This window comes from Roseicella aerolata, from assembly GCF_020523605.1.
Classification (GTDB): Bacteria; Pseudomonadota; Alphaproteobacteria; order Acetobacterales; family Acetobacteraceae; genus Paracraurococcus; species Paracraurococcus aerolatus.
The window spans coordinates 1-16,819 of record NZ_JAJAQI010000030.1; the positions used below are offsets into that span (position 1 = coordinate 1).

The 16,819-nt window shown below is 64.2% G+C and carries 7 protein-coding genes; 3 read left to right on the forward strand and 4 right to left on the reverse strand.

All coding sequences use genetic code 11. The features are described 5' to 3' along the window. Nucleotides 1–262 precede the first annotated feature (262 nt). Nucleotides 263–7,747: a UvrD-helicase domain-containing protein gene (locus LHA35_RS29000; RefSeq protein WP_226610688.1), complete on the reverse strand. Its 7,485-nt coding sequence runs from the start codon at nucleotides 7,745–7,747 to the stop codon at nucleotides 263–265. A gap of 618 nt (nucleotides 7,748–8,365) precedes the next feature. Between LHA35_RS29000 and LHA35_RS18275 the strand changes: the two genes are divergently transcribed. Continuing rightward, the gene (locus LHA35_RS18275) at nucleotides 8,366–9,631 is read left to right on the forward strand and encodes an alpha/beta hydrolase family protein (protein ID WP_226610690.1); all 1,266 of its coding nucleotides are present in this window, start codon (nucleotides 8,366–8,368) and stop codon (nucleotides 9,629–9,631) included. A gap of 1,074 nt (nucleotides 9,632–10,705) precedes the next feature. Further along, the gene (locus LHA35_RS18280) at nucleotides 10,706–12,466 is read left to right on the forward strand and encodes a flavin-containing monooxygenase (RefSeq protein WP_226610691.1); all 1,761 of its coding nucleotides are present in this window, start codon (nucleotides 10,706–10,708) and stop codon (nucleotides 12,464–12,466) included. A 27-nt stretch (nucleotides 12,467–12,493) separates the two neighbouring features. Here LHA35_RS18280 and LHA35_RS18285 read toward each other — a convergent pair whose 3' ends face one another. Both LHA35_RS18285 and LHA35_RS18290 read right to left on the reverse strand, forming a co-directional pair. Further along, complete coding sequence (locus LHA35_RS18285; RefSeq protein WP_226610693.1) at nucleotides 12,494–13,609, reverse strand: HlyD family secretion protein; 1,116 nt, start codon at nucleotides 13,607–13,609, stop codon at nucleotides 12,494–12,496. Continuing rightward, complete coding sequence (locus LHA35_RS18290) at nucleotides 13,606–14,091, reverse strand: MarR family winged helix-turn-helix transcriptional regulator (RefSeq protein ID WP_226610695.1); 486 nt, start codon at nucleotides 14,089–14,091, stop codon at nucleotides 13,606–13,608. The genes LHA35_RS18285 and LHA35_RS18290 overlap by 4 nt, the downstream gene beginning before the upstream one ends. A 183-nt stretch (nucleotides 14,092–14,274) precedes the next feature. Here LHA35_RS18290 and LHA35_RS18295 point away from each other — a divergent pair, with 183 nt between their 5' ends. Next, complete coding sequence (locus LHA35_RS18295) at nucleotides 14,275–15,744, forward strand: DHA2 family efflux MFS transporter permease subunit (RefSeq protein ID WP_226610697.1); 1,470 nt, start codon at nucleotides 14,275–14,277, stop codon at nucleotides 15,742–15,744. 4 nt (nucleotides 15,745–15,748) lie between these two features. Here LHA35_RS18295 and LHA35_RS18300 read toward each other — a convergent pair whose 3' ends face one another. Beyond that, entirely contained in the window at nucleotides 15,749–16,819 is a 1,071-nt protein-coding gene (locus tag LHA35_RS18300; RefSeq protein ID WP_226610699.1) for an acyl-CoA dehydrogenase family protein, read from the reverse strand.

Sequence of the window (16,819 nt, forward strand, 5' to 3'; positions counted from 1 at the left end):
GCCAAGCACGAAAGGAGGCCACAACCCACCTGACAGAAGCCGAAAACCCCGAACTTCCAGCCACAACCCGGGTCAAATCCTCATGGCAATCCCGGGTCAGCTCTCAGTGGCAATCAACAGCCACGCTATCGGTGGCGGTGACGAAGCGGCGGGTGCCGTAGGCAGAGACTTCCGGAAGCGGAACGGGGGCACCGCCATCTCGCCTGCCAAACGGTGGACCGCGGTCCCGTCCATCTGAAATCCTGCTGACGGTAACCCGATCCTATCGAAGTCGCCCCGCGACCAGCACGGCATATCCCCACCCGCGTTCCCTGACCAGCTTCCCAGTTATCGCCCAATCTTTTTCATCCGGACTGTACCGAACCACGGCACTTACCTTCAGATCTGCGGTGCTGTCGCCAGCCCCATACTTCTTCGCAAGAAACCCAATCTGCCGCGATTTTCCTGACTTCCCGACATGCATGAACCCTTTGTTGGCACCTGAGCCAAGACCTCCCAGAAAAATCGGATCTCCAACACAGACTTCTTGTTCGATGTAGCGCTGGCAGTCATCAGGGTCGGGGTTGAACGAGCTCATCTGCATCGCCCAACCCAAGCCGACTTCATCGAGCCCCCCCGCCAAGACCCGACTCCGTCCGTTTTGCCCCGCAAACTGACGTGGAGGAGAGGCTGCCCAATCGTACTCACGATCACCGACCAGGTAAGCCAATCGCGTCTTCGCGCGTGTCATCGCCACGTAAAGCAGCCGAGCTTCCTCTACAGCATCCTTTTCGAGCGAAGCGACCGGCGCAGAATCTTCGCCGAATCCTGTCCTGGACGGCACAATGACAACATTGTCGAACTCTAACCCCTTCACCTTGTGGATCGTCGACACTACCGAGCTCGTGCCCCCTCGACGGGACCCTTGAAGGCGTTGAAGTTCATCAATTTGCAGGTCTTTTATGAAGCGGACCAAATTCGAAAGGTGAGGCAACGCATGTTCTTCGCGGCACAGCTCCCAAAGAATAGAAAGGTCGACGCCCGGATCATCTGCTGATCTCGTTTCGGGGATGATGAACTTTTCCCTAAAGCTGCCCAACAATTCTTCTTTGACTGACTGAGTGAGCAGCCGATCCTGCGCGATGATCTCGGCTTCGACGAAATCAATCCAATGTCCGACGTGCCGCAAACAACCGATCCGCATATTGGCGCCGCTCTGGACTGCGAGCCTATGGATTCTATGCTTAAGGTAGTGGTGAACCTGAGCAACCTCGCTGTTAGAGCGGCACAGCACAGCGAGCGAGCCCGGATTTTCCGTAAGCAGCCGAGCACAGATGTTTGCAACCCTATCAAGGGATTCGTGCCAACTCTTACCGCGCCAGTCGATTCGCTCGCAGCGATCTGCGGCTGCGCCATCGCATTGACGCAACCGCGTATTTTTTAGTCTCCGAGAAATCGTGTGTTTTGAGAAAAAGGTCGAGATCATCCTCTGACTCAAGTCCACAATCTCTTTTCCCGACCTAAAGTTTACCTTTAGATCAAGCGTCTGCAGCTTCTCACCCCCGAAATCCGTCTTAAACCGGTCAAAGAAAACCTCAGAAAACTCGCTGCCGCCTTGGCTTGTGTTCCTGCGTTGCCAGCGGAGGATGTCCTGATCGTCGTCCCCGATCACCATCACCCCCGCGCGGCTTCCGCTTCCCAGATAGAGGGTGCGGATGATCGAATAGACGTCCTCGGTCACATCCTGGAACTCATCTACCAAAATGCTACGGCAGCCACCCGCCACCCGTTCGCGGATTTGCGCATTCGAAGACAGCTTGGAGGCAAAAACAGTCAGCAGATCGTCCCAGCGGTTCTGTTCGTCGCGGCCTTCGGCCTCGTGCAGGCTGCGCATTGCCAGCGAATGAAAGGTGGAAACCCGCACCTGCCCGGCATAACTTGCGTAACCGAGCGATCGAAACAATTCGCGAACGCGCTGCTTGATTTCAAAGACCACGGCGCGATTGAACGCTAGCACCATGATCTCGGACGGCTTGACGTGCTGCTCCCGAATGAGATGCGCAATGCGGCCGACGAGCACAGAGGTCTTGCCTGCTCCCGGACCTGCATTCACAATCAGATGCCGGTCAAATGGATACCGGATGGCCTCCCATTGCGCGGGCTCCTCTGATTGCTGGAACCGGGAGAAAAACTCGCTGGCTTTGGTGGCGCGCAGTTGATCGCGCTTCTCTGCGATGAAGGAGGACGAATTCTCGCCGTCGTCTTCAATTTCGCCAAGCTGCGCTTCTAGAAAACCCTTGATCTCGCCCGCATTCGCCTTAGCGAAATAGCCGCCGATGAAGGACTCTCGGACCTGCTCTGGCAAATTGGCGAAGACCTCCATTGCAAAGATTCGGGTCTCTGCCAGATCATTCACCCCGTTCAACTCTTCAACAAGTTCTGGGTGAGCCTCCAGTCCCGACGGCACATTATGAAGCGCCAGCACATAAGAAAGTGGAACCAAATCTGGCTGCGTACTTACCAGATTCATCGCTGAGAACAGGCGAAGCAATGCCTCAAGGTCTGCGCTGTGGAACCGCTTGTGAGGATGTGCCTCTTGGGCCCTGCGAATCAAAGCATAGACTTCGGCATGCATGCCTGATTCTTCTGCCTCAGCAAAGATCGAGAGAAGCGATGGAGCCATGCCCAGAACCTCATCGCATCGATCAAGTGCAGTCCTGCCCTTGGACCGAGCAAGCGATCCCCGCCAGACGACTCCTTCACTTTCCTCCCGAACTGCTTGCTCGAGCCGGACGCCGCTCGCGCGGGCAAGAGAGCGAAATCCGTGCAGGTAAGCGCGTCTATAGCGCTTCAGTCGCGCCTCTAATTCCGCTTTCTCCTTGCGGCTTGCGGCGCCTAGCTGTTCGGGGTCAGCCAAGCCCCAATCCGATTCGTCCAACCATTGAAAGGGGTCGAATTCGGCTCGCCCCTTCGTCCCAAGCTGCCGGATCAGTTGCCGTACGGCGCCTCCAACGGTTCGAAACAAGGCATCAATCCGTTCGGGATGTTCGGACAGCAATGGGCGTTTAGCGAATTCGAGTGTCCAGCGGAGCACCAGCCCGCCACGGCGTTGAAGGTCAACCAGGCATGCCATGGTATCGTCCATGGTCCTGATCCGGCACTGCATACGGAGCTGAGAAAGATTAATGACGGCCCCTAAATCGGGCGTAGATACGAAGTGTTGCGAGGCCACTTCCCGAGGCCTGTCAACTCTCACACCGATCATGTCTGACAGCCGCTGAAGCAGAGTGCCGAGAATTCCCTTACTCTCCGCCGGGGATGGCCTTAGGTTTTCGCCGGTGTGATCCTCTTTCGGCTCAGACGCCAGCGACAGGACGGCCTGTGCGACCGCCCCTACGATTGACTGCTCTTTGGCAAGCTCGGACAGCTTTGTCGGAAACAGATCGACCGTTACAAGATCAGCGACCATGCCAAGCTGAGTGAGGTGCTCCGCCTTCTCCAGCCAATGCAGTGCCATGCGCAGCCGCGTTGCGTTCGCGCGCATCTGCGATGCGCTCTTGTAGGGCTCAAATCCGTGCTGCGGCACAAAGGCGATCTTCTGTCCGCCGATCTCCTGGGCGCGTTTGACAATTTCGGCCTCAATGTCACCAATCTGAGGCGCCCGAAGTTGGTTAGTTGCACGCAGATTACGGCTATTTTCAAAGTCTGCTGGCGAAAATAGCATCACGGCGCTTAGTCTACGAAGTCCCGCACGTTTTCGTTCGTTGACGCCACGGCCAATGCGGCCGACTTCCTGCAGATAGTCTTCCAAATAGGCTGGTGGTGACAGATGGACGACCCAATGGATGTCGGGAATATCCATCCCCATGCCAAATGCCTTGGTGGCAACAAGAACGTCGAGGTTCCCGTCGCGAAAGCGGGAGTAGGTGTCGTCGCGTGTGGCGGAATCCAGTCCCGCATGAAAGCACTCGACATCGCATGTCACAGCCTTTGCGAGCCGGCTCGCAACGTCCTCGGCATGCGCGCGACGGGAAACAAACACAATGACAGCGCTGCGCTGGCCGGTTGCTTCGCGATTCTGCTGCGCCTTCCGCACCACGTCGACCAGGTACGGCAGGCGCTCGGCCAGTGCGGTTTCAAAATCCTGATTGTCGAAGATGTTTCCCCGGACCTGCAGGGGTTCGACTTGAATGTGAGACCGAAGAGGGTTGGGAAAGGTCTCGGGATCAGGGCAGATTTTCAGTGGTAGTACAGCGCCGCCGCTCGATCCAACATCGAGAATTTCCCTTAAATTCCGACGATCGGACGCTGTGATCGTCGCCGACAGGAGCAGGAATGGCGTAACATCGCCTTGGCCACGGCCGATGCCCCGTAATCGCTGCAGAAGGCAATGGAATGCATAGAAATAATCTGGCCGGAATTCGTACCCCCATTGATTGACGCAGTGGGTCTCGTCGAACACCACGTATTCCAGCCCGCCATCTGACTGCATTCTCCGGTCAAGGACATCGACGAATGTCGCGTTCCGCAGCCGCTCTGGTGCGACGTACAGCAAGACAATCCGGTGGTCGAGCACGCCTTGCAGAACTTCCGCGTTCTCGAAAGACGATCGGTCGCTGGTGAGATAGTCGACGGATTCGGCGAATCCTTGTTCGTGTAGCCTCGCAACTTGGTCCCGCATCAGCGCCTTGAGTGGGGACAGCACCAGCGTCAATCTTCGGTTCCGCAAGCCCCTGCACAACGCCGGCACCTGAAAAAGCACCGACTTGCCCTCGCCGGTCGGCAACGCCACCATCACATCGTTCGCTCGGGTGCGGATCGCTTCCATTGCCAGTTCTTGTGTCGGCTTGAAGCCAGTGACCGCATTTCCTCCGGATTTGCCCGACGGTTGCCAGTTGGCGACCAGGAAAGTCTGCATGGACGCCAGGTCGGATGGCGCCTCTTCGCGCGTGATTTGAAGCGGAGCGAAGACGACGTCCAGCCGCGCCCGCTGCGCCATCGGTAGAGGAGACCCGGTCAATGGCCGGATTTCCATAAACGCTCGGACCTGAAAACTGATTGCGTCGGCACGTGGATCGATGATTATCGGTGCTCGGTCGGACAGGCCCAGCCCGGTTCGCCTCAGCCAGGGCGCGAGATGGTGTCCGATGAGGTTCGGCAGTGCCTCGAGCAGCTCGGCGCCCGACACGGCGACCATCTCGGCCGGTGGTGCGGATGCCCCGTATCCGGCGCGCCGCTCCTCATCGGTGTTGGTGCCTCGTGTCGCGGCATCTTCAAGCGCGAACCACTCCTCTACCGGAAGCGCCTCGACAACAGGTTGCAGCGCTATCCCCGCCTCAACGGCTAATGACTGCCAGTCCTGCCAGCGGTCCGCGACGTCCACGATGACGAACCCGCTCTGCGCTGCGCGCCTCAGATGCTCGCGCCGACTGCGGTGGGCGGGACAGATTTCACCCATCCCGATCTCTGCGAGCACAGTCGCCAACAAACCGATCATTTCACGACTTGCGGTGCTGCCGATCAGCAATACAGGTATTGCGCCGGCGTTCGAGGCCACCGCTTCTCGGAACGACTGCAATACCCCGGTCCAATACGTCGCCTGGTCTTGAGAACCGGGATGCAGTACCGGATGCTGCCGCGTAGCAAGAACCGGCCGGCAGGTAGGGGCGACAGGCGACTGGAAGTCGACGGTGAGCGACTTTGGCACCTTCACCGTGCGGAAACTTTGCCATCCCCCCCGCAAATTCAAAAGCTGGGCAGGGCGGTCCCGGAACACCCATCTCTCTGCCAACAACCCGCTGAAGCGCAACAAGCAGGCAGCATTCTGCCCATGGGGCCCTACTATCTTGTCGTCGAGCGAAGTCGACCGGTCGACAATCAACACGGGGCCATTCGGCAGCATTGCCCGCACCGAAGAGGCGTTGGCTTGTGCCCACCATTCAGCCGAATTTGGCAAGGGAGAGAGACAGGTCCTTTCTCCCACTTCTGGAATCACGCAGGCTCTGTCGACCGCCGCCGACAACTCGGGAAAGGACTCCAACAACCATACAGGCAGCATATTCCGGCGCAGCGCGATGTCTTCAGCATGTGCTCGCTTGGCAAGTGCCAGCAGCACCTGAGTGAATGGGTTTCTCCTCTGCTCGACAGTGATTTGCGCTTCGAGGCGTGTTGCGTCGATCTGCCAAAACGGCTGCGGCAGACGCTGCTGCGGGTCCACCTGAACGACTGACACGCCCGGAACCCAATCCATGTTGCGGATGGCCCCCTCGGGCAGCAGCAGGATCCTTGGCGGCTCATGACCGCAGTCCCGCAGGATCTGCGGCGCGTGGCGCGCAAGCGAACCTGCGCTCGCGACAGCAGTGGCTATCGCCTTCATCAATTCGCCGGCGCTGTGAAACTGTCCAGTCAATACCTGCGCGGCGAAGGCCGGTGGCAGCTGTGCCAATTGCTGCGCGAATAGCGCGAGTGTCGCCTCGGCATCCGCCTCTGCACGGTGCGTTCCGCCAAGCGCATGAGAAGCCGACTGCGGCTCCAACAGGCACTTCACCAGCAGCGTGTCCCAGATCAACGGTTCGGCGTCGAGCGCTAGCCGTGGTGCAAGGATCGACCAGTCCCACGTTAGAATGTTGTGACCGACAACAACGGAGGCATCGCGCACGCGGCTGGCGAGATCGGTCAAAGCGGCGGAAAGATCTGTGCCACTCCGCTCATCATGCAGACGGGTTGCCACATCACCTTGGGCGCACCCCACCTCCCAGATATGCTCACCATCGGTTTCTAGGTCGATCGCCAGTGCGCGGCTTACTGCGATCTGTGGACCGAGTTCAGGTCTGTCTTCCAGCGCCTGCGCCAGCAAGTCAGGTGACTGCTTCCATGCTGCAAGCGCGCTGTTCCGAGCCCCAGCCGAAAGCCGTTTAAATAGGACGGCCGCCGCAGCACGATCTTCTGTGGCAAGATGGTCGATATAGGCTTGAGAAATCAGACCTTTGTTCGCCAAATCGAAGACCCATTGCCGCGCGATCCCGGGCAGAAACTTTCCGCGGTCAAGGAATCGCTCCGCAGCCGCAGCCTCATATTTCGCGTCTCCTTTGAACCAATCTTCGTAGTCAGTGCCTATTTCGGGCGAGGCGGCGCTTAGAAGAAGCCATTCCAAAAGGATACTTTTATTGGCTTCACTAGCGGAGGACACCCACGCGTTTTTTGGCACTCCCAACACTGCCAGTTGATCGGGCTGGAAGGTCGTGAGCAGATCTTCTACAGAACAGTGCGGATCGGCAGGATCCAGTTTTGCCCCAAAATCATACACGCAATGCTGCAATTTCTCCGAAATCCGAGCTCTACGAAGTGTTTCCGGATCAAGTTGGCCAAGCTTTTCTCGCCAGATCGCCTCGAGGACCGGATCGTGCAGATCTGCCGGCGCTTCACCCTTCCACAACCTTAAATACCAATCGGCTGCCACGCGGTTCTGTAAGTCGTTGAATGATCTCTTGCGCAAGACATCTCGTCGCGCCGCATCGAGCTTCTGCTGATCCTCGGGTGGCGCGACATTGCTCCAGTCTAGATCGTCGACATGTGCCCATCGTACTGCGCATTTCTGCCCAGGCTTACGAGGGTTGCTCCCTAGCTGACACAATATCCGGCCGCCTTCCGCTATGCCGGAAAAATCGCGACGACCAACCAGATTGGTAGTGATGTGAAAAAAAAGTTTGTCTGTCTTTGAATCGCACTTGAAGAAGCCGAAGCCACGATCTTCGACGATGGCCTCCACAGTTCCAAGTGCCGGAAGCTTGAGTAGCGTTGCTTCCAGAGATTGAGGATCTCTTCGCTCCGTCCGGTGCTTTGCTTGCGGAGCCAATCGCGGCGTGTTCGAGAAGTCCAATCCAGCACCTAGGTTGAAAAACGTCGGGTCGAGAGAAACTTGAAGCACGTAGATCGCGCTGAATCAACGCGATAAGCGTAGCCCGGCTGGGTCTCATGCCCGGTGCCGGAACCTGACCGTTGCGTGTCCGGTGTAGCGTGCCTCGCGACGAGGACTCAGGTCCGGCCGGGGCGGCTTTGCGAAGGGTCAGGACCTCCTGAGCCCGGCATCAGGAAACGGTTCGAATCTGGACGCACTCCCTCCGCCATTGCTGTCCTGCACTCGCACTGCAGGACTCCCCGGTCTGCTCCCCTCCGTATGTCAGCCAAGGCGCAGACGTGCCGTGCCCGCCTGTTCTGAGCGACGCGCGCGGGATCGTCGCTGCCGCGCTGCGCCGGCGGGATCGCACCTCCTCACAGGAACTCCTGTGCTGCGCCGCACCACCCTCAACAATCATTGATTCAAGATCGGCGCAATGTTACCGCTGGCGCGCCATGCGGGCGGGGAACGAGGCCGATTAGGGACGCCATGAGCAAGGACCAGTCGCCGCATGGCGTGAATCGCCGGCAAATGGCCAGCGCGGCCGCCAGTCTCGGCCTCGGGGCGGTGGCCCTGGCGTCCTCGCCGGCTGCCGCGCAGCCCGCCTCCGCCCAGTCAGCCACCGCGCAGCCGACATCCGGCGGCGTCAGCCACCGCCTCATCGCGCGCTGGGATACCGAGCGGCTCAATCGCATTCTCTCCGCGGACACGCCTGCCTTCTCGGGGCTGCCCGTCACCTACAGCCCGGCGCGCAACGCGGTGCGGCTGTATCGTGTCAGCTACCCGTCCGTTGTGCCGGAGCGCGGCAACAGGCCCGTCATCCTCACCGGCCTGGTCGCTCTCCCGGAGACCAGCCAGACCACGCTGCCGCTCCTCTCCTATCAGCACGGCACGGTCTACGGGAAACAGGAGGTTCCCTCCTTCCCCGAGCAATCGCCCGAGACAGGGTTGATGATCGCGCAATTCGCCGGGCAGGGCTACGCGCTGATCGGTGCCGACTACATCGGCATGGGCGAGTCCACCGAACCGCAAGGCTACATGGTGAAGGGCAGCCACCAGCAGGCAACAGCCGATTTCATCACCGCCGCCCGCGCGGTGCTCCGGGCAAACGGGCTTTCCGACTCGCGCCTGTTCCTGGCCGGCTGGTCGCAGGGCGGCTACGTCACGATGGCGCTGCTCGAACGGCTGGAGCAGATCGGCATGCCGGTCCAGGCCGCCGCCACCGCCAGCGCACCGGTCGACCCGTGGGTGGCGCTGAACGGCTTCCTCAACTTCCCACGGCCGATCGACGCGCCCTGGATCACCACGCTCTTCATCCTCTCCTCCTTTTCCTTCGAGAACTACTATGGTGCGCCAGGGCTCGCGCGCTCCATCCTGAAGCCTGAGCACTATGACCTGTGCCTGCGCGCCTATCAGGGCCAGGCCGTCGATCCGGCGCAGGTCCCGACCGATCTGCGCAGCCTGGTTGCCGATGCCTATTTCGATCCGCGCTTCTTCGCCGAATCCGGCTTCGGTCGCCTGATGGCCGCCAACCAGGCCTATCGCTGGGTCATCCGCACCCCGGTGCGCAACCACTACGGCGAACGGGACGAAGTCATCAGCATCGGCCTCGGCAGGCTGGCGATGGAGTTCCAGCGGGCGATCGGCAACGACAAGGTGGAGGCCGTCTCCACCGGCCCGACCTCCCACCGCGGCACCTTCACGCGCGCCGTGCCCGACTGGAAAACCTGGTTCGACACCCTCGCAGGGGGCTGAACCGGCCGGACTCTTCCGGCAGCCGAAGGCTGGGGGAAGGACGGTGTCGTGCTGAACCGGGCGCGACCGAGGCGGCACGGCGCTTGCGCCACGGCCTTGCCCTGTCCGCCTCCTTGTCGGGACTGTCGGAGAGTTGGCGAATCCCAGGGAGAACGAGCAAGGCCGCCAGAGACTTTCCAGATCGGGTCGCGCGTCCTCGGCCCGTGTCACCCTGGAATCTCCTTTGGCTCCATGATGGGCCATGCCGCCGGTCGGCCTGAACGGGCCGCTTGCCACGACCTCTTCAAAAGCGCCCCGCCCAGATCACCACGCGCAGGTTGAGACCTTCCCTCAAGGCCCAAGCTGACCGCGGCCGAGCACAATCGGGAACGCCATCCATCCGTCCAACGCAACCCCATGCGCTGCCACCACGTTCGTGACGAACCATTGGACGGAGGATGACGATGCTGAAAGGTGGACTGCTTTGGCTGATCGGGATCCCGATCCCCATCATCCTGGTTCTCCTGCTGCTTGGCGTGCTCTGAGGAGCCGCGCACAGCATGCCGGAGAAGCATCCGAACACCCATCGCTGGGGCGGTCCGGGCGCAAGCCATGAGGACGCGACCAAGCCGATGCCCGATCCGACGCAACCACATCCCGATGGCGCGGTGAGCACCAATCCGAGGGTCAGCCAACGCTCCGGGGGTGGCGGGGAGCGCGATGAGAAGCACAGCCATGTCGACCCGATGAGAAGTTCGAAGTCGCACGCAACCGACGGCCCGAGTCCGACCAGCAGCCGGGAGTGGCGGCCGAACCGGCCCCGGCATTCCAGGGACGCCGGCTAGACCGCGGGGGCATCCCGGCCGGGCCGGGTTGCCCCTTTGGGCCGGGAAGGCGGAAGCCTCGGCTGCCGCCATGCCGGAAGGCCCCATGCCGTCGCGCCACCCCGGCCGGCCCGGCTGCATGGCCGCTGCACGGGAGGCGACAGCCCTTGGAGCGGCTCAGACGCCAGCGCTCCCTGATTTGCCGCCCCGGCCGGACTCCCCCTAACCTGTCCGCCGTCCGAGGAAGCAAGACAGAGGAACCCCCATGGCCATGGGTGCGGATATGCGTGCCGACCAGGTCGTCGAAGCCTGGCTCACCCGCTTCAACGCGGCGTTGGAAGCGCGGGATCCGGCGCAGATCGGCGCATTGTTCCGGCCGGATGGCCATTGGCGCGACATACTGGGCCTGACCTGGCGGATCGCGACCGTCAGTGGGCGGGACGCGGCCGCCGCCGCCCTGCTGCCGGCGGCGGGCGACCGCGCCGCGCGGGGCTTCGCCATCGACCAGGATCGCTTTCCCCCGCGCTTCGTTGAGCGTGCGGGCGAGGAGACGGTCGAGGCGATCCTGCGCTTCGAGACCGCGATCGGCCCGGGCGCCGGCATTCTGCGGCTCAAGCGCGCCGATGCGGCGGCGGACCCGCCGTGGGCCTGGACCCTGATGACCTCGCTCCACCATATTGCCGGCCATGACGAGGAGACGGTGCGCCTCTCCCGCGAGGAACCTGCTTTCGAGCGGGACTGGCACGGCCCCAACTGGCTGGACAAGCGGCAGGACTCGCTGCGCTACGAAGGCCGCGACCCGGCGGTGCTGATCGTCGGCGGCGGCCATGCGGGCCTCACCGCTGCGGCCTCGCTCAGGGCGATCGGGGTGGAGGCGCTGGTCGTGGACCGCTACGAGCGCATCGGTGACAATTGGCGCAAGCGCTATCACGGGCTGAAGCTGCACAACCAGGTCTACAGCAACCACCTGCCCTACCTGCCCTTCCCGAAGACCTGGCCGAACTACATCCCGAAGGACAAGATTGCCAACTGGCTCGAATTCTATGCCGAGGCCATGGAGATCGATGTCTGGACCCTGACCGGCTTCGAGGGTGCGGAGTACGACGCCGCCGCAGGGTGCTGGACCGCGCGGCTGAAGCGTGCAGACGGCAGTGAACGCGTCATGCGCCCGCGCCACATCGTCATGGCGACCAGTGTCAGCGGCACGCCGAACCTGCCGGAGATCCCGACGCTGGACCGCTTCGGCGGCCAGGTGGTGCATTCCAGCCGCTTCGGGAATGGCGCCGAGTGGCGCGGCAAGCCGGTCTTCGTCTTCGGCACCGGGACCAGCGCGCACGACATCGCGCAGGACCTGCACGGCAACGGCGCCCTGGTGACCATGGTGCAGCGCAGCCCGACCCTGGTGGTGAATGTCGAGCCGAGCGCGCAGCTCTATGACGGCATCTATTACGGACCAGGCCCGACGCTGGAGGACCGCGACCTCATCAACACCTCCTTCCCGCGCGACGTCATGAAGCAGGCGCACAAGCTGCTGACGGCGAAGACGCGGGAGCTGGATGCAGAGCTGCTGGAAGGCTTGGAGCGCGCCGGCTTCCGGCTGGAATTCGGCGAGGACGGCACCGGCTGGCCACTGAAGTACCGCACCCGCGGCGGCGGCTACTACTTCAATGTCGGCGCCTCCGACCTGATCGTGAAGCGCGAGATTGGGCTGATTCAGTACCACGACATCGAGTCCTTCGATGCCGCGGGCGTGCAGATGAAGGACGGCCGGACGCTGCCCGGCGAGCTGGTCGTGCTGGCGACCGGCTACAAGGGCCCGGACCACCTGGTGGGCCAGCTCTTCGGCCCGGACGTCGCACAGCGCGTCGGCCGCGTCTGGGGATTCGATGAGGAGACTCAGGAACTGCGCAACATGTGGGTGCGCACGCCGCAGCCCGGCCTGTGGTTCACCGGCGGCTCCTTCTCGCAATGCCGGATGTACTCGAAATACCTGGCGATGCAGATCCAGGCGACGGAACTGGGGCTGGCCTGACCGGCGAGGCCGGGGCGCGCCCCGGCCTCAGCGATCGGCCAGGGTCGTCGGTGCCGGATCCGCCGCGCTGGCGCTGCCGCGGAACCAGTTGCCGACCGCGATGGCGACATCCTCGAAGCGCCGCTGCCGCCCGGTGTCGATGGCCACCGACGCGGTGATGCCCGCGCGCAGCGGCGGCTCCTCCGGCCGCGGCAGCAGGCGGATGCGCACGGGCAGGCGCTGCACCACCTTCACCCAATTCCCCGAGGCGTTCTGCGGCGGCAGGATCGCGAATTCGGCGCCGGTGGCGGGGCTGATGCTCTCCACCTCCCCCACCCAGGTCACGTCCGGGTAGATGTCCAGCACCACCTGCACCCGCTGCCCCACCGTCACATGGGTCAGGGTGGTCTCCTTCAGGTTGGCTTCCACCCAGGGCCGGCGTTCCGAGACCAGGGCGAAGACCGGCGTCGCCGCCCGCACCTGCTCCCCGCGCTGCAGCCGCATGTTGACGATGGTGCCGCCGACCGGCGCGGCGATGGTGGTGCGTGCCAGGTCGAGCGCCGCGCGGTCCCGGTCGGCCATGCGTTCCCGCACCGTAGGGTGGTCATCCACCGGCAGGTCGGGGTCGCCCTGCAGTGCCGTCAGCAGCCGGAGCAGGCGCTGCCGCACCACATTGATCCGCTCGCGCGCGACCTGCGCCTCGTTCTGCGCCTCCTCCAGCCGCGTGGCGGGCGCCACGCCGCGCGCCGCGAGCTCCTGCTGGCGGCGCGCCTGGCGCGTCAGGAACTCGGCCCGGCTCTCCAGCTCGCCCAGTTCGCTCTCGGTCTCGCGGTAGGTGGCGCGGGCGGTCTCCACCACGGTCCGCGCCGCGTCCAGCTCCGCCTCGGCCTTCGCCAGCGCCAGGCGGAAGGGCTCGGGGTCGATCCGCAGCAGCAGGTCACCGGCCTGGACGCGGCTGTGGTCACGCACCGCGACCTCCAGCACCCGGCCGGCCACTTCCGGCGCGATCTGGACGATATCGGCCTTCACATAGGCATTCTCGGTGGTGATGTAGCGCCCGCCGCGCTGCCAGATCACCGCCGCCCCGGCCAGGGCGAGCGCCGGCACGCCCAGCAGCAGGACCAGCCGCAGCAGCCGCCTGCCGGCCGGGGCCTTTCCGTTCATGGCGCCGCGGCGGGGAGCCGGGCCGGCTCCACCTCCGCCCTCCTCGCCCCCATGCCCAGAAGCTGGACCTTCACCCGCTCCATCATGTCGGTCAGGGACTCGCGCTCGCCATCATCAAGGGTGGCCATGGCATCGTCCAGCAACTGCTCGGCGATCCGGCCCATCTCCGCCTGCACCCGCTCCGCCTCGGTGGTCAGATAGAGCCGGTTGATCCGACGGTCGGCCGGGTCCGGCCGGCGGACCAGCCAATTTCGCCGTTCCATCCGATCGATCATCCGGCCGGCCGTCGCCCGCTCCACCTCCAGCATCTCGGCCAGTTCGGACTGGCTGATCCCGGGATGCCGGTGCAGCCGGCTGAGGACCAGCCATTGCGAGCGGGTGAGGCCGATCCGCCGCACCCTGCGGTCGAAGGAGGAGCGCATCAGCCGCGCCACATCGGCGATCAGGAAGCCGATATGGCGCCGGTCATCCGGCGGGGGCATGGGGGACCTCCGGGGCGCGGGCCGGACCTGGACAATGCATGGCGGGGCTCGCCTTGTTTGTTGCCTAACTCATCATCGCCCAGCAGACTTTCGTCAAGCTTACGAGGTGCCCCATGGCCGCCCGAGCCGCGCACAATGTCTGACTCGCCCGGGAGCCAGGAGCTTTCGCTCCTCCGCCGGATCATGATCCTGGCCTCGGTCGTGCTTGGCTCGACCCTCTACGCCACCACCCTCCTCGTCGCCTCCACCCTGCTGCCGCAGATGCAGGGCAGCATGGCGGCGACGCCGGACGAGATCGCCTGGACCACAACCTTCAACATCCTGGCCACCGCCATTGTGACGCCGACGAGCGGCTTCCTGGCGGCCCGCTTCGGCCGTCGCCGGGTCATGCTGTTCAGCGTCATCGGCTCGACCGCGGCGACCTGGCTCTGCGGCCAGGCGGAGAGCCTGGAGGCGCTGGTGCTCTGGCGCATCCTGCAGGGCGGCATCGGGGCGCCGGTGGTGCCGCTGGCGAATGCCATCGTGCTGGACAGCTTTCCGCGCCGGCAGGCCGGGCTGGTCAGCTCGATCTTCGGGATGACCGTCGTGCTCGGCCCGGTGATCGGCCCGGTCTTCGGCGGCATGCTGGCCGAGACCTACAATTGGCGCTGGGCCTTCTACATGATCGTCCCCGCCGGGGCGGTCGCCGCCTTCTGCCTGCACCTGACCCTGCCGCCCGACCGGCCCGGCACGCGCCTGCCGCTCGACTGGACCGGCTTCCTGGCGCTGTCCGTCTGCATCGCCTGCGTGCAGCTCGTCTTCTCCCGCGGGCAGCGGCTGGACTGGTTCGAGAGCCCGGAGATCATCATCGAGACCGGCATCGCCGCCCTCGCCTTCTATGTCTTCCTCGCGCACTCCCTGACGACGGAGCGGCCCTTCCTGAACCTGAGGCTGCTGCTCGACCGCAACTACGCCCTGGGCCTAATCCTGGTCTTCATCCACGGCATGGTGAATTTCACCCCGATCGTGCTGCTACCGACCCTGTTGCAGGGCTATGCCGGCTATCCCGACAGCATCATCGGCCAGATCGTCGGCTATCGCGGCATCGGCGGCGTGATCGGCTTCGGCAGCACGCTGCTGATCGGCCGCCTCGACCCGCGCATCGGCATGAGCATCGGCTTCGGCCTGCTGGTTCTTTCCGGCCTCTGGCTGATGCGCCTCGACCTCAATGTCGATGTGGACACGCTGCTGCTGAATGCGGTGCTCCAGGGGGTCGCGGTCGGCGTCATCTGGGTGCCGCTGACGGTGCTCACCTTCCGCACGCTGGATGCCCGCCACACCGCGGAGGCGATGGCGCTGTTCCACCTGCTGCGCAATATCGGGTCGAGCCTGTTCATCTCGCTCAGCGTGACCACGATCGTGCGGTCCACGACGATGAACTACAGCCGCATGACGGAGCTGATCTCGCCCTACAACCGGGCGCTCTCGGTCCCGGAACTGATGGGCGGCTGGAGCACGGAGACCTTGCAGGGCCTCGCGCGGCTGTCGAAGGAGATCGACCGGCAGGCCGCCATGATCGGCTATGTCAATGCCTTCGGCCTCTACATGGCGGCCTCGGCGGCGGCGATCCTCTTCGTCCTCCTGGCGCGCGGGCCGCGGCGGGCTGCCGCCTGACCCCTCAGGCGATCAGGCCCTGCGCCTCGGCAGCCTCCTCCCGGCAGCGCTCCGGCCCGCCCAGCAATTGCCGGTTGGCGGCGATGCGCTTGAACCAGAAGGGCAGGCCCAGAAGCTCGGTGAAGCCCATGCCGCCATGCACCTCCGTGGCATGGCGCGCCACCTCGCGCCCGACCTCGTCCAGATGCGCCTTCACCTGGCAGGCGAGCATCCGTGCTTCCGGGTCCGGTGCGTCCTGCGCCTGGGCGGCGTACCAGAGGAAGGCGCGGCAGGGCTCCAGCCAGGCGGCCATATCGGCGCAGGCATGCTTCACGCCCTGGAAGCTGGCGATGGTCCGGCCGAATTGCCGCCGCTGCCCGGCATAGGCAACGGCCTGGTCGAGCATGGATCGCGCGGCGCCGAGCGTCTCGGCCGCCAGCATCACGCGGCCGGCATCCAGCACGCGGCGGGCATCGCCGGCGGTCAGCCATTCGGCCGGTGCCCCGGCGAGGTCGAGATCCGCGAGCGGCCGCAGCCGGTCGAGGCTGCGCCTGGGCCGGATCCTGACCTCGGGCGCGTCGGCCGCGACCAGGGCAAACCCGCCCTCCCGCAGGGCGAGCAGCCAATGCGTCGCGCAGGCCGGCTCGATCAGGCCGGTGATGCTGCCGGAGATCCGCTCGCCCTCCCGCCGCAGGGTGCAGGTGCCAGTGGTACCGGTGAGCGCGCCGAGCCCGACCGCCACGCGCACGCGGCCGGCCGCAATGGCCGGCAGGTGCGCCTCCTGCTGCGCGGGATCGCCGAGCAGGCACAGCGCCAGCGGCGCCAGCACCGCACTGCCGAGAAAGGGGGTGGGCGCCGCTGCCTCGCCGAGCGCCTCCGCCGCCAGCGCCGCGTCCAGCAGGCCGAGGCCGGCGCCGCCATGCTCCTCTGGCACCAGCAGCCCGGGCAGGCCGAGTTCCGTCAGCCCGTTCCAGAACCCGGCAAGGCTGCTGGACTCCGCCGCCGCGCGGCGCGCCTCCATCGTCACACGCGCCGCGAGGAAGCCGCGGAGCGCATCGCCGAAGAGCCGCTGCTCCTCGCTCAGCCCGAAATGCAT